Below are 15,409 nucleotides of genomic sequence, written 5' to 3' on the forward strand. Positions count from 1 at the left end.
CGCTAAACCATATTTAAGTACAAGAAAGAAGAAAGAGAAACGAACCGCAAAGGACGCAAAGGACACAAAGAAAGAAAGAAAGAAGTTAAAAGGGTTTGGCGCAGCCTCACAAAGAAATGGTATAAGTAGGTAATCTTTGGGATTTAAGAAGAAATTCGACTTGTGTGTACACGGTAGTTGCAAAGGGGAGGGAACTGGATTTCCGGTTTCCCCCCAATGCATCGGGGGGATTAAGGGGGGTAATTCGACTTGTGTGTACACCGTAGCCTTAGTAAGGGGAGGGAACTAGATTTCCGGTTTCCCCCCAATGCATCGGGGGGATTAAGGGGGGTAATTCGACTTGGGGATGCAAGAATTGATAGCGACTGCGGGTAAATGCATCTAGAGTATCCACGGCGCAGCTACGCTCAAATCGTAGGCTACCAGCTTCTTCACCACCAAACTTTTGACAAACTGCGCGGTGGGAATGAGCAAGATAGAGATAAGCATCTACAAAGTTTTGATGTTGTGGTTGTAGTTCTATTGGTAGGTTAGAAAAGTGAGGGCGTAACTGTTTCCAAACCTTGATTAAAACTGCGTGTTCCCAGGACATTAAACCGCTAAAATCATGAGATTTTACTTCAGGTGGCATCATGGAAGGGCGAATTTCGGCTGCATAAAGTTCCGGGTTAATGCTACCTGCTAACTGCATTGCTGCACCGGATGCTAGCATTAATTTTGTGGCAGTTTGTAGCTCTAAGAGGGCTTGCTGGATATTTCCTTTTATCAGTTCTACTTCAAAGCGACGTAAGCAAATTATCAAACCTTGAATATTAAGAAAAAATGACCAGTGAAATCCTTTCCAGATTTCCTGTGGTTGGATTTTACTGCTGTTCATGGCTGCAAAGTTAGGTGAAAAACTCGTCCGAAAAGATAAGCATTAGCTCTAAATCCTTCTCGCTGGAAATTGAGTTGATTGATATCGAGAACATCTTTCATACTCAAGCCCAAAAAGGCTTGACAAGCAACCATTAACCCATGTACCAAGCAAATTTCTGGTTCGGTAGTTTGCACATGACGAACACGAAAATAGTTATCAAAATCTTCAATTTCCCAGTACTTCAACGTTGTATTTGTAGATGTAACCTCTGCGGTAAACTTATCGTAAATTTCTAATTCTGCCATCGCATTTTCTAGGATCACGATGCCTTGCTTCACATCAGATTCAGCTAATGCTGTCAGTAATTCAGTGAGTGCTTTCGTCAACTTCATTTGATTGGATTTACTCAACTCACGTTCAAGTGGCAATTCCCACGGAACTAGGAGTTCTAATTCTTGTAAAAGTGCATCGTGATACATAGGCAATAGAATTTTGGATTTTAGATTATTTAAACAAAGCTAAAATAGGTGTTTTGGCTTTTTTGATATATTGCAAATCCAAAATAAATAGCATAAATTATGTTTGTTGGTAAGAATTCAGCACCCAGGAGTCAGAAGTCAGAATTTATAAGGAATTTAGAATAATTAGTATATTTATTCATCAAATGTTCTTCTGATTCTTTAACTATTCTGACTCCTGAATTCTTACGTTTGTTGGGTGACTTGTTCCATCCTTTTGCGAAGGCTCAGAGGGCGCATATCAGTCCATACTTGTTTGATATATTCTAGGCATTCCTGTTTTAAGCCACTTTTGCCAACTCCTCGCCAACCATAAGGGATTTCTCGGTATTCTGGCCAAATAGAATATTGTTCTTCTTCGTTGATTACAACTTGATAAATTGTGGTGTCTTCTTGTTCGTTTTGACTCATGATTTTCTCCTAGTAAACAATTCAAAATTTTCGGCATCTCCCCTTGGTAAGGGTAGGTTGGGAGGGGTTAAGCAGTTTCGTATACGGGAAGTTCAAATTTTAAGGTTTGATAGCAAAAGTCTTGCCATTCGGGTGTAATGTCATCAAAAATGATGTTTTCGTCTTGAAAAATTCCATCTGTGACTACGTAATTTTCTTGGAGGTAAAGAATGTCTTCGTCGGTGAGTTCTCGATTATCAACTACCTCCTTTTGAGGGCGGATATTTTTTGTTTGTTCTTGCCATTGGGGATATTGGCGAAATTGTTTGACTAGGTATGCTTTGCAGTATTTTCCGATTGTTGCCATAGTTCTATTTTTGATGGAGTAATATTTGAACGTAGACGCAAAGCGGCTTGCCGCAGGCTACCACAGAGGCTCAGAGAACACAGAGAATAAAGAGAGAGTTTTTAGGAGTTGTATTATGTCCGTTAAATTGCCTATAATTCTCGCGTTACCCCTCCCCAACCCTCATGCCACTTGCTTCAAGTCGGCAGAGCCGCCCAACGCAGTGGCTCCCCAAGGCATTGGGAGGGTGCCCGATAGGGCGGGTGGGGTAGTTTTATTTAGGCGGACATGATATTAATCAGTCATGAAGCCTCCTGTTTTTAGTTCGTTAATACTTTCAATCCATGCTTGTTTGATGGTATGGATATCTGTATCTGTGTGTGCTGTGGAAAGAAATCCGCCTTTATCTCCTTGGCGGAGATGGATACCTTTTGCTAATAGGTGATAGGAGAGTAAATTCATGGCTATCGGTGGAATTGCGCTTTGGGAAGCTGCGATCGCAAAGAAGGAACCAAAGGAGGTAAACTTAATTACTATTCCCTTGTTTTTCATCTCTGTGTTTAAATCGCTCACAAGTTGGCTGGTACGTTGATTAAGTTGTTCATGCAATGCGATTCCCTGAGTTTTGAGATGCTGTAAAGTGGCACGGGCTGCGGCTAGGGCTAGGGGATGTTTACAAAATGTACCTGCAAAGAAGGTGGTTGGTATTTGGGGTGAGGAATCATCGCCAAAGCGCCATTGTCCACCGTCGATGTAGTCCATGTAACTTGCTTTACCAGCAATTACCGCAATGGGTAAGCCACCACCAACAATTTTGCTGTAGGTGGCGATGTCTGCTTGCACGCCAAACCAAGCTTGTGCGCCTCCTGGATGAATGCGGAAGCCTGTTACCATTTCGTCAAAAATTAGGACTATGCCGAGTTGTTGGGTAATTTGGCGTAGTTGATGGAGAAATTCACGGGGCTGGAGTTCTGGATGACGGCTTTGCACTGGTTCCACTAAAACGGCGGCGAGTTCATGGCGATATTTGCGGATGATGTCTAGCGATCGCTCGTTACCATACTCTAAAATCAATACATCACAAGCGGCACTAGCAGGAATTCCTGTAGCGGCTGGTACGGCTTTGGGATTGAGATTTGCTGCTAAATTCGCTTGAATTGGTTGTGCTAATTTTCCGAAAAAACTACCAGATTGAGCTTTGCAATCAATTGCGCGACGGATGCCTTTTTTGACATATTCTGTTCTAGTAGCCCGTACCAGTACAGCATCAAAGTGTCCGTGGTAGGAATTGGTGAAAATAGCAATTTTTTGGCGTTTCGTGGCTGCACGGGCGATTCTGACGGCAGTCATTACTGCTTCAGTGCCTGTGTTACTAAAAGTAACTCGTTCCATACCTGTTAAATCGCTGATTAGTTCTGCTACCTCACCCGCTAAGGCATTTTGTACCCCGATATGCATTCCTCGTTGTAATTGTTCTGCGATCGCAGTTTGCACAAATAATGGATTATGACCACATAAATTTATTCCCAATCCCATGAGAATATCGATGTATTCATTGCCATCAACGTCCCATAGTCGAGAACCAGAAGAACGTTCCACGGCGATAGGATAGCATAATTCTTTAATTTCTGGGGAAAAGTTGAACCCAATGGAAGTTTTATCAGCCAGCACTGGACGATATTGCTGTGCTAAATTTTTAGAAGTTTGTGTGCGCTGAGTATATCTTTGGATGAATGTTTGCAAATACTCTTGCTGCCAATTTTTTTGTTCTTGTTGAATAGCAGTCACGTCGCTTCGCTCCAAATTAAAAATTAAAAATTAAAAATTAATTTATTCTATTTCCCTAGCTTCCGACAAAGGAAATAAGCTGAATGTTTGTTATCTATCGTCGTACTACCTTCAAGGGTACGGATATCAATATCAATAAAACCAACTTCTTGGAGTAGAGCTTTAATTTCTTCTGGATAATATCCCCGCACAGGATAACGAATATCCATGCGTTTCCAGTGTTTTTCTTGAGCTTGGAATGCTGATAGAAGTTTCAAACGCCAGCGATACAAAAATCGTAAATTTAAAATCGGAGATAACCCAGTCCAAGTTGTCCGCAATAGTGATGATGAGGGTTTTGCAGGAGCTTGAAACATGGTAACTTGGAAATAGCCTGTGCTATCACTTGAATTATAATTTGGTGTCAACGTCCAAGCATACTTGTTAGCAATTTCTCCTTCAGCGATTTCACCGTTCCACCAGCGTTGCATTTGTTCATGATGGTTAATATCAAATAGAAACCAACCACCATCTTTAAGAGCAGTATACACCCTTTGAAAAACTTGCTGGAGTTCCTGAATTGTCATTATATGATTGAGAGAAGCGCTTGTAGAAAAGACGGCATCAAAAAGAGACGGTAATTCAAAATAACGAGCATCTCCCAGCAAAAAGTTCGCATTTGGGGAATTTTGACGAGCATAATTTAACATTTGTTCGGAACCATCAACACCCGTTACTTGATAGCCTCGTTCAATTAAACGCTGCACTAAATGCCCCGTACCACAACATAAATCTAGAAGTTGCGCGTTCTGAGTAAGCCGAGGTAAGAGCATTTTTTCTAAGGGTTGCAGTTGATTTTGAGAATACTCTGGCCCCATTGTTTCGTTATACAGCCATGCCCAGGCATCGTATTCGGTATAGCGTTCATTTGAAGAAATAGTTTCGGGTGACATATTAAGTAAAACAGGTTTTAGATTTTGGGTGTTGTAAAAAACTTAATTGAGAAAAGCTAAATCTTCTCTTCTTATCTGCGTCTCTGTATGAGATTTTTCTAACTTTTAACTTCAACCATTGCAGGTGCTTTCATCCAACCAGTATTTATCAAATAATTCAGGTAAATCTGAATTAAATTTCCATCAATGTTTGGAGGTGATATCATTCCATTTAATGCTTTTTGGGTATTGCGATCGCTAAATTTTAATCTTACTTTATTCGTGTCAACATTATTAGTTTGATTGCGAGGAAATAACGACACCAGAGGATATAAAATATGTTCTGGTGAATGGTTGGCAATTTCTAGTAGTTGATTGTACCATTGCTCATAAGGTACTTTCTTAATTGAGTAGCCCATCTTTTGTAATTGCTCAAAGATAATATCTGAGGAAACAGGTTGAGACTGAATTAAGTGAAAAGTTTGACCAAAAAATGGTATCGACGATAATTCAACAATGGCACGACTAACATAATCTACAGGTAAAATTTCTAAAGGCATAGTTCCATCTGGCATACTGCCCATCTGCACATAACCCAAAAGTGATTTGTAAAGAAAATCGTTCTGATTAAATACTCCTGTTTGGCTATGTCCAGAAATTGCACCTAAACGGTAAATATTGATAGGAATACCGCGTTTACTAGCCTCAATTACCAGTTTTTCAGCCACCCATTTACTTTGAGCATAGCCACCAACAGGCATAAGATAATCATCTAAACTATCTTGTTCGTCTACTTGAAGCTTTTTCGTATTGCTGCTATTGGCGGCAAAAACACTGATTGTAGAGATTAAATGTACAGTTTTTAATTTTGTGCAACTCGCCAGTCGCAAAACTTCTTGAGTTCCTAAAACATTTGCTCCTTTAAGGCGAGTATAAGGTTCTGTATGATTCACCCGCGCCCCGTTGTGATAAATCACATCTATTTGGCTAGCTAAATCTTGAAACTGGAATGGCGAAAGTCCTAAATTAGGTTGAGCAAGATTCCCAACTACAGGAACAATGCGCGTCGCTAAGGATGCATCCCAAAGTTTGTAAGATTGCAATGCTGTTTTAATTCTCTGGTGTGCAGCTTCAGTTGTTTCTGCTTGCACTAAACAATAAATTGATGCTGGAGTTTTGCATAGCAATTCATGGAGAAGAAACGCCCCCACAAACCCCGTAGCACCGGTTAATAGAATATGATTTTTTGGAGTGTCGGAACCCCTCCCTAACCCTCCCAATGCTTTGGGGAGGGCTAGGGAATCTATTTCCCCCAATGCATCGGGGGGATTAAGGGGGGTAGGGGGAACAATCGCCGAGTCAAGAATCGCCTCCCGTCCCCAATCGACCTCTACTTTTTTCCCTCCAGGATTTTGCAGAAACTCGATAATTTCTGCCTTGTGCGCCTGCAATTGCTCTTTGAGTGCATCTGTCAGCACACCTTTAGGAGCATTACACCGCAGTTTCGGTGTGTCATTGACATTATCAAGCCAAATGCGAATATCTAGACGCTGTAATTGAGTCAGAAATTCCTGGATTGGCGATATTAAACTTTCATAGACGGGTTGTAAGGGTACTTCTGATTCACTCAAAATACTTCCTAAGATAGATGTATTTGTTGAACGAGGTGTTAATAAAATCTCTTCACAACCAAAGAGGCGTTTACTGACAATTTCTTGACTGTGACAATACGCCACCAATTGGTTAGACTCGACAATCGGCTTTGACTCTGGGGTGTAGAGAATGGAAGTAATAAATGTTAGCCAGGGTTCCTGTCCCATAGCATAAACATACACTTGTTGGGGATGGAATTGATTAACTAGTGCGATCGCTCTTTGAGCATTTGAGCCATCTAATCGCCTGGTTTTGGCAATTTTCCGAGGTAGTTTCTGAGTTAATAATGACCCGTATGCCCAGTTATAAGCTGCGCCATCACACTCCATACCAATGAACAGCACATCAATATCACCAAAAATTTGATGCAGATGTGTATATAGTTGAGGGTCAATATTGTTAGAATCGGCGGCACACAAAATTGAGCGTCCTTTGAGGTTGACGAGGTAAGCCGCTTTTGCACCAATATTTAAGTCTCCGTGTTCTCCCAAAAATGGCAAACCGGCAATATAACCATCAGCGATGTTAATGATTTCTAGTTCATCAATTTCTTGGACATTCTCAAACCCAATTTGTTGCAGCATCAACTTCAAAGAGGGGTCGATGAGCGTTCCCTTATTGCTTTTTGGCACAACCACGGTTTTAATTTTGTGGCGTAACTGCAAGAGGGTTTCTAGCATTACATGGTCTTGATGATTGTGGGTAATCAAAACGTAGTCAATTACCTGGGGAAGTTCTGCAAAAGTGTAGCGCTTAATCCCCGATGCATGGGGGTAGCTAATTAGAGGGTCACAGAAAATACTTAGAGATTGGGTTTCAATTAAAACACAGGCGTGGCCAAAGTAACGAATTCTCACCGCCTCCCCATCGTAATCAGGTTCTTGGGTGGGAGGTGTAGTAGTGAAGAACTGAGAAAATAGGGCATCTTGTTGGGCGCTAATTTCCAGAATGTCTCGAATTTCGTTGTAGGGAAGCGGGTTGTGACGCAAGCTGAATAGTTGGTCTAGGCGGCGATCGCAAAAGGGAATTTGCAGGTGTAAACTATCTTCAGCAGGCAAGCGGGGTGTACTGAGGACAAAGCCACGAGTATCTCCGTCACCCAAGTATAAATTAACGGATTGATTGGCAGGATTATAGTAATAACTACGGTATAACAACCCTTCAATGAAGCGAATCGAGGGGTGATTGTTACCGTCCTGCACAAGTTCCACATATCCTCGCAACGGTGTAGGAATCCGTTCATACAAAGGTTCTAAAGAAGCACCAACGGTATTTTCTGCTAACAGCTTATCCAAGTCTGGAATTGCCTGAGCTAGCGCCAGCATTTGAGCTTGTTGCTTTTGGGTTTTTTCCAGTAATAGCCGGATTTCTTCTACCCGACTAGCATCGTAGTTGATGAAGGGGCTGCCAATCATTGCCGGATTTTTCAAAGCATCCCGATGTACTTGGGGTGCTGCAATAAAGGATTGCATAATTGGCAGATGGGAATTAGCGATATACATCGCCGCCGTTGCTGGAGAAATTAAATGTGACCAAGCATACCACTGATTAACTAGTGGCTCGACGATGACATTGGGTTTAAGATACATCGGTTGGTTCATATTAAATTTCGATTTCCTCCCGTTCCTCGTCTGTAGCATCAGGTATGCTGAGTTGTCGTTGCAAAATTCGTTCGGCTAAACCCGCCACCGTTGGCGCATCGAACAAATCAATCACGGTCAGTTCTACCTGAAAGACTTGTAATGATTGGGCAATCAATTGGGTTGCTAGCAGGGAATGTCCACCCAAATCAAAAAAGTCATCATGGATACTCACCTGTTTTAAGTTGAGTACCTGGGCGTAGATACTAGCTAGTTGCACCTCAATATCTGTACGCGGAGCAATGAATTTTGTTGTTGAATGTACTTGTTCGGGCGCGGGGAGAGAATGCATATCTACTTTACCGTTGGCAGTTAAGGGTAAAGCATCCAGCAGTACAAACGCCGTCGGCACTAAGTATTCTGGTAACTTCTCCCGCATAAAGCGACGGAGTTCGGTAGGGGTGATGGCAAAGTCAGGAATAATATATGCGACTAAACGCTTTTCCCCTGGTTGGTCTTCACGGACAAGCACTACCCCTGCACGCACGTCAGGATGTTGGCACAAAACCGCTTCTACTTCTTGGGGTTCAATCCGAAAACCACGAATCTTTACCTGATGGTCAATTCGTCCCAAAAGTTTGATTCGACCATCTGGTAAGTAGCTAGCGAGGTCGCCGGTTTTGTAAAGGGTTTGGGGCATTGGGCATGGGGCATGGGGGGCATGGGGCATTGCGAGTGTGGGAGGGGTGGGAAGCTTTTTTATAATCTCCCCACACTCCCCACACTCCCTCATCTCCCTCATCTCCCCCTGCTCCCTGCTCCCTGCTCCCCTGCTTTTTCCCCACTCCCCACTCCCTACTCCCCACTCCCCAATAAACGGATTCGGTACAAATCTCTCAGCAGTTAAATCTGGGCGATTCAGGTAGCCTCGTGCTACACCTACACCGCCGATGTAGAGTTCGCCAATCACACCGATAGGGACTGGTTGTAAATAACTATCTAATATATATAGTTGCTTGTTGGCACTGGGGCGGATGGTGGGAAGCAAGGGATGTCCATTGCCGCAAAGTACCATGCTGGCGTTGACTGTGACTTCGGTAGGGCCGTAGGCGTTGATAAGGCGTCGTCCTTTCGACCATCTCACAATCAATTCTGGGGAAGGGGCTTCTCCACCTACTAATATCATCCGTAAGTTAGGTAAGTCTTCTGTAGGAAGGAGGGAAAGGGCTGATGGTGTAATAGTTATATGGGTAACGGCGTTATCGCGTAGCAATTGCAGCAGTCCTGCACCTGGGAGTAAGGATTCTGATTTGGCAAGGCAGAGTTTAGCACCACAACCCAGCCCCATAATGATTTCAGGAATAGATGCATCAAAGCTGAGGGAGAAAAATTGCAATACACAGTCGCCGGGATGCACATCACAGACGTTGATTTTGTGTTCTGTGAGGTTTGTTAAGCCGCTATGGGGTATGAGAACTCCTTTAGGCGTGCCGGTGGAACCGGAGGTGTAAATCAAATACGCCAAATTAGCTGGAGTAACTTGACATTCTGGGTTATCTGTGTTGCATTGGCTCATTACCTCCCAGTCTGTATCAAGACAAATTACCTCGTAGTTAGGAGAAAGTCTTTCCCCCCTACCTTCTTCCACGGTGAGCAAAATCGGTACTTGAGAATCTGCCAGCATATAAGCTAGCCGTTCTGGGGGATAAGCTGGATCTAAGGGTAAATAAGCTCCGCCGGCTTTGAGGATGCCGAGTAAGCCAATTATCATCTGTGGCGATCGCTCCACACACAATCCCACAATTACCTCTGGTTGCACGCCGCGTTGCTTTAAGTAATGGGCGACTTGATTACTTTGTTGATTCAGTTCTCGATATGTAAGGCTGTGATTTTCAAATATCAGGGCGATCGCCTCTGGTGTTTTTTCTACCTGTGCTTCAAATAGTTGGTGAAAGGTGCAATTACTTTGATATTCCACACAAGTTTGATTCCAGTCCACTAACATTTGTTGTCTTTCTGACTCAGTTAGCAACGGTAACTCAGAAATTCTTTGCTCTGGATTACTCACAATCCCTGCTAGTATTGTCTGGAAATGCTCGACCATCCGGGCAATTGTCTGGGGTGTAAATAAACCTTGGTTGTATTCAAACGCACCCACTAAACCCTCGGATGTTTCGTACATATCTAAACTCAAGTCGAGTTTGGCGCTGGCTTCGGTTCTCTGTATGGGTGTAAGGGTTAATCCTGGTAATTGTAATTTTTCAATGGGGGCATTTTCTAACCGGAATTTCACCTGAAACAAGGGATTAAAGCTCAAATCCCGTTCTGGTTGCAGGACTTCTACCAATTTCTCAAAGGGAATATCTTGGTGATCATAAGCCTGCCAAGTTGTTTCCCGCACCTGCTGTAATAGTTCTCGGAAGGTAGGATTACCAGTAAGGTTTGTCCGTAAAACTAATGTATTGACAAAAAAGCCAATTAACTCTTCCGTTTCCCGGCGATGGCGATTGGCTACGGGAGTACCAACGAGTAAATCTGTCTGTCCGGTGTAACGATGCAGAAGGACTTTATAAGCTGTTAATAAAATAATAAATGGCGTGACACCTGCGCTGCTGGCTAAGGATGCGATCGCTGTACTCAAATTTGGTGATAAAGAAAATGACTCAATTGCACCAAGGAATGTTTGTACCCGGCTACGCGGGTAATCTGTAGGCAATTGTAAAACCGGCAGTATACCACCTAATTGTTGTCGCCAATAGGCAATTTGAGTTTCTAAAACTTCTCCCTGTAACCACTGTCTCTGCCAAACAGCAAAATCAACATATTGAATTGCCAACTCTGGTAAGGGAGACGGCTGATTAGCTGCAAAAGCCGAGTATAAGGTTGCTAATTCCCGCACTAAAATGTCCATTGACCAACCATCAAAGACGATGTGGTGCATGGTAAATAAAACTACATATTCATCGACACCTAAATGCAGCAACTTTACCCTTAACAACAAATCGGTAGCTAAATCAAAGGGTTGGCGTGCTTCCTGAATAAATAGCGATCGCACTTCATCATTTTGTTCTAGAGGATTTAGTGCTTGTAAATTCACAACAGGCACTAGAACTTCTACATTTGGCTGAATGGTGAGTAAAGGATTTCCATCTATAGTGGGGAACTGGGTACGTAAAACCTCATGGCGACGGACAATTTCGTTAAGCGATCGCGCCAATACTGTAATATTTAACGAACCCGTCAACCTGACTGCTGTCGGAATATTATAAGTAGCACTACCAGGTTGTAATTGTTCCAAAAACCACAGTCTTTGCTGGGCAAACGAAAGGGGGAGAGCAGTATGGCGATCAGCTGACTGAATAGAATTAGCATAGGCGTTAGAAGCAATTTGAGCCTGCTGCAAAAATTTGATAATCTCCATTTTGCGCGATCGCAATTCGGCATTGAGCGTATCTGTTAACACATCATCTGGAATGCTACAACGCACGCGTTCGCCTTCTATCCAAAGTTTGACATCTAGGCTGTACAGGTGTGATAAAAACTCTTCAATAGTCTTCATAGTTCAATCTCCTTACGGCCTAGTGCGGCGGTTGGGGTTGTTTGCATCTGTTGGACGCTCTTTTGCAGAATTTCGATGCGTTCTGCAAGTCCAGCAATAGTTGGTTTTTCAAACAGACTCCCCAAGGGCAAATCTAACTGAAATGCTTCTCGTAACCGCGCACTCGCCCGAATCGCCGACAGGGAATTTCCCCCTAATTCAAAGAAGTTGTCATAAACTCCCACTTTTTCTAGTCGCAAGACATCCGCCCAGACATTGGCAATAATTGTTTCTGTGGGATAGCGCGGTAGTATAATCTGACTAGCGTCCCGTATATCTTCTGGTGCTGGTAACACTTGGCGATTAACTTTACCGTTCGGTAACAGAGGCAATTCTTCAAGCATCACAAACGCCGACGGCAGCATATAATCAGGCAAGAGATTTGCTAAAAATTCGCGCAGTTCGTCGATTAAAGTTGGTTCTTGGCTGGCTGACTTGTGAACAATATAGGCAACCAAGCGGGGATTGTCGGTTTGGTCTGGGTGAAGTGTAGCAATTGCTTGTTGTACAGATGGATGTTGATTAAGTACCGCTTCAATCTCACCTAACTCAATCCGCAATCCCCGAATTTTCACTTGATTATCCAACCTTCCCAGGTACTCGATATTACCATCTGCAAGATAGCGGGCGCGATCGCCAGTTTTGTACAAGATGGGCATTGGGGATTGGGCATGGGGCATGGGGCATGGGGCATTGGGCATGGGGGACGAATCTTTGATATTCGCCGACGAGTCTTTAATACTCGTGAATGAGTCTTTGATACTCGGCGATGAGTCTTTAATACTCGTGAATGAGTCTTTAATACTCGCTGACGAGTCTTTGATACTCGTGAATGAGTCTTTAATACTCGCCGACGAGTCTTTGATACTCGCTGACGAGTCTTTAATACTCGTGAATGAGTCTTTAATACTCGTGAATGAGTCTTTGATACTCGCCGACGAGTCTTTAATACTCGTGAATGAGTCTTTGAACTCCACTTCCCTGCTCCCCTGCTTGTTTCCCAGTCCCCAGTCCCCAGTCCCCAGTCCCCAGTCCCCAATAAACGGATTCGGCACAAACCTTTCTGCGGTTAAATCTGGTCGTTTCCAATAACCCCGTGCTACTCCGACACCAGCAATGTAGAGTTCACCCGGAACACCCACAGGTACTAGTTGCAGATGGTCATCAAGGAGGTAAATTTGTGTATTGGCAATGGGGCGACCGATAGGAACTGTTTGTAAATCATCATCAGGTTGACATTGATAGTAAGTTACATCAATTGCCGCTTCCGTTGGCCCATAAAGGTTGTGTAATTGTGAATCCAAACGCTGAAAAAACCGATTTTGCATTTCCAGCGATAAAGCTTCACCGCTACAAATCACCCGTTTCAAACTCTGACAACGGGGAGTTTTTGGTTGAGTGGAAAGAACCCCACCCGCCCTATCGGGCACCCTCCCAATGCCTTGGGGAGCCACTGCGTTGGGCGGCTCTGCCGACTTGAAGCAAGTGGCATGAGGGTTAGGAAGGGTTTCTAACTCCCTCCCCAAAGCATTGGGAGCCACTGCGTTGGGCGGCTTTGCCGACTTGAAGCAAGTGGCGTGAGGGTTGGGGAGGGGTTCTAATGCTTCTAAAAATACCCCCAACATAGCAGGTACAAAATGTAAAGTAGTAATTTGTTCTCGGTCGATGAGTTCAACTAAATACGTTGGATCTCGATGTCCCCCCGGTTTTGCCATCACTAAACACGCACCGTTGAGTAATGGAAAGAAAAATTCCCAGACGGAGACATCAAAGCTAAAGGGCGTTTTTTGCAAGACGCGTTCGCGCAGCGACTCGGAATGAGTATCGCTTGTTTGTAAACCATACTGCTGCTGCATCCAAAACAACCGATTGCTAACGCCACGATGAGTATTAATTACGCCCTTGGGCTGTCCTGTGGAACCAGAAGTATAAATTACATATATTGCATTTTCCGGGTTGACAAAAGTACTTATATTATGATTAAAATGCTGGCTAATTTCCTGCCAATCCCGATCTAAACATACGGCTTTACTGCTGTGGCAAGGTAAATTTTCTAACAAAGATGCTTGGGTAAAAATTACTGACACCTCTGTTTCACTAAGAATGTATGCTAGCCGTTGTGTGGGATAATCAGGATCAAGGGGAACGTAGGCGGCTCCAGCTTTCAGGATAGCTAAGATGCCAATGACCATTAAGAGCGATCGCTCTAAATATATCCCAACTAATGTTTCTGGCTGGACTCCCAAATTTTGTAAATAATGCGCTAACTGGTTCGCACGCTGATTTAATTCTCTATAAGTAAGTTTCTCTTCTTGGAAAACAACGGCAATATTATCTGGTGTGCGTGTTACCTGTGCTTCAAATTGGTGATGAATGCATTCTTGAGGATAATCTGTTTGGGTTTGATTCCATTGAATAATCTGCTGACGTTCTTGGTGTGTGAGCAGGGAAATTGTTCCCAAATTTTGCTCTGACTGAACTATCATACTTTCCAGTAGGAGACAGAAATGCTCTAATAGTTGAGTCATTGCAACAGGTGCAAACCGATTGCGATCGTACTTCAGTTTCACAGACAACTTATTTCCCACAGACACAAGCAGCGTCAAAGGAAAATTTGTCCACTCGATTGATTGAATGTTAACAATACGTAAATCTTGGTTTCCCTGCACTCCCGATGTATCAACGGGATAGTTTTCAAATACTAAAATACTTTCAAATAACGAAGTTCCCCGTGGCAGTTCGCTCCATTCCTGGATTTCTAATAGCGATGTATATTCATACTGCCATGATTCTGCCTGTTGTGCTTGTAATTTTTGCAACCACTCAACCAAGTTTGCTTGGGGTGAAACCTGCACTCGCACGGGTAATGTGTTGATAAATAGCCCGACCATCGATTGTATACCGGGTAAGGTTGCTGGTCGTCCCGATGAGGTGGCACCAAATACCACATCTGTGGTGTTACAGTAGCGACTCAATAGTAGCGCGAAAGCTCCCTGTAACAGTGTATTTAGGGTTAATTGATGCTGTTTTACCCAGGTTTGCACAGTGGCAGTTTGATCAGGATTGAGCGAACGCATCTCTTCTTGTAAACTGGGTTGAGTGGTGCGTAATTTCTGAGAAATCGGCAGTGATGTTGGGGTAATAAAACCTTGGAGTTGTTTTTGCCAAAAAGTTTTAGCAGCCGCTTGATCCTGTTGCTGCAACCAAGCGATATATTCCCCGTAGGGACGTGGGTTAGAGTATCGTGACGGTGAATGATAATAGTGTTGGAAGACTTGTTGAATTACCAGCGCCGATGACCAACCATCGAGAATTAGATGATGCTGTGTCCAGATGAGAGTATGTTGAGATTCGGCAAGTTTAATCAGGGCAAAACGCATGAGGGGCGGCTGTTTCAGGTCAAATCCCTCATAGCGATCGCCCTCTAAAAACTCCTCTAATCGTGCTTTTTGTTCTTCGGATGATAGTTCTCGCCAATCTAAAAACGTCCAAGGAAATTCAACTTGACGAAAGACGACTTGGAAAGGTTCATCGCGCTGTTCCCAATAAAATGCCGATCGCAAAACGGCATGATTTTTGATAACCTCATGCCAAGCGGCTTGCATAGCATTCACATCTAGTTTACCTTCTAAATTCAAGCAAACCTGTGGCACATACACGCCCGCCTGTGGTGTCAGCAAGGTATGGAATAGCATTCCCTGCTGCATTGGCGAGAGAGGATAGATGTTTTCGATATTTTGACGTTTATCCACGGCGGGCATGATTG

At 43.4% G+C, this 15,409-nt stretch carries 9 protein-coding genes; all 9 read right to left on the bottom strand.

Going from position 1 to position 15,409, the window contains the following annotated elements; translation table 11 throughout:
• Nucleotides 1–268: 268 nt before the first annotated feature.
• A complete protein-coding gene (locus tag LC586_RS26165; RefSeq protein WP_229488156.1) occupies nt 269–877 on the bottom strand; it encodes a 3-methyl-L-tyrosine peroxygenase-related protein in 609 nt (202 codons plus the stop codon).
• Entirely contained in the window at nt 874–1,338 is a 465-nt protein-coding gene (locus LC586_RS26170; RefSeq protein WP_229488157.1) for a hypothetical protein, read from the bottom strand. The genes LC586_RS26165 and LC586_RS26170 overlap by 4 nt, the downstream gene beginning before the upstream one ends.
• A gap of 225 nt (nt 1,339–1,563) precedes the next feature.
• The gene (locus LC586_RS26175) at nt 1,564–1,788 is read right to left on the bottom strand and encodes an MbtH family protein (protein WP_229488158.1); all 225 of its coding nucleotides are present in this window, start codon (nt 1,786–1,788) and stop codon (nt 1,564–1,566) included.
• Between the two features lie 67 nt (nt 1,789–1,855).
• On the bottom strand, nt 1,856–2,134 hold the full coding sequence (locus tag LC586_RS26180; RefSeq protein WP_229488159.1) for a hypothetical protein: 279 nt from the start codon (nt 2,132–2,134) through the stop codon (nt 1,856–1,858).
• A gap of 273 nt (nt 2,135–2,407) precedes the next feature.
• Nucleotides 2,408–3,901, bottom strand: coding sequence for an aspartate aminotransferase family protein (locus LC586_RS26185; protein WP_229488160.1), 1,494 nt, complete (start codon nt 3,899–3,901; stop codon nt 2,408–2,410).
• 47 nt (nt 3,902–3,948) lie between these two features.
• Nucleotides 3,949–4,833, bottom strand: a complete 885-nt coding sequence (locus LC586_RS26190) for a class I SAM-dependent methyltransferase (protein WP_229488161.1) — start codon at nt 4,831–4,833, stop codon at nt 3,949–3,951.
• 98 nt (nt 4,834–4,931) lie between these two features.
• A complete protein-coding gene (locus tag LC586_RS26195; RefSeq protein ID WP_229488162.1) occupies nt 4,932–8,066 on the bottom strand; it encodes a thioester reductase domain-containing protein in 3,135 nt (1,044 codons plus the stop codon).
• Nucleotide 8,067: 1 nt separating this feature from the next.
• The gene (locus tag LC586_RS26200) at nt 8,068–11,604 is read right to left on the bottom strand and encodes a non-ribosomal peptide synthetase (protein ID WP_229488163.1); all 3,537 of its coding nucleotides are present in this window, start codon (nt 11,602–11,604) and stop codon (nt 8,068–8,070) included.
• Nucleotides 11,601–15,404, bottom strand: a complete 3,804-nt coding sequence (locus tag LC586_RS26205; protein WP_229488164.1) for a condensation domain-containing protein — start codon at nt 15,402–15,404, stop codon at nt 11,601–11,603. Before LC586_RS26205 ends, LC586_RS26200 begins: the two co-directional genes overlap by 4 nt.
• Between the last annotated feature and the right edge of the window lie 5 nt (nt 15,405–15,409).

This window comes from Nostoc favosum CHAB5714, from assembly GCF_020829495.1.
In the GTDB taxonomy this organism is placed as follows: domain Bacteria; phylum Cyanobacteriota; class Cyanobacteriia; order Cyanobacteriales; family Nostocaceae; genus Nostoc; species Nostoc favosum.

Bases quoted from the DNA above. Each gene is read 5' to 3' on its own strand.
- LC586_RS26165 (WP_229488156.1), bottom strand. From the start codon at position 877: ATGAACAGCAGTAAAATCCAACCACAGGAAATCTGGAAAGGATTTCAC.
- LC586_RS26170 (WP_229488157.1), bottom strand. From the start codon at position 1,338: ATGTATCACGATGCACTTTTACAAGAATTAGAACTCCTAGTTCCGTGG.
- LC586_RS26175 (WP_229488158.1), bottom strand. From the start codon at position 1,788: ATGAGTCAAAACGAACAAGAAGACACCACAATTTATCAAGTTGTAATC.
- LC586_RS26180 (WP_229488159.1), bottom strand. From the start codon at position 2,134: ATGGCAACAATCGGAAAATACTGCAAAGCATACCTAGTCAAACAATTT.
- LC586_RS26190 (WP_229488161.1), bottom strand. From the start codon at position 4,833: ATGTCACCCGAAACTATTTCTTCAAATGAACGCTATACCGAATACGAT.
- LC586_RS26195 (WP_229488162.1), bottom strand. From the start codon at position 8,066: ATGAACCAACCGATGTATCTTAAACCCAATGTCATCGTCGAGCCACTA.
- LC586_RS26200 (WP_229488163.1), bottom strand. From the start codon at position 11,604: ATGAAGACTATTGAAGAGTTTTTATCACACCTGTACAGCCTAGATGTC.
- LC586_RS26205 (WP_229488164.1), bottom strand. From the start codon at position 15,404: ATGCCCGCCGTGGATAAACGTCAAAATATCGAAAACATCTATCCTCTC.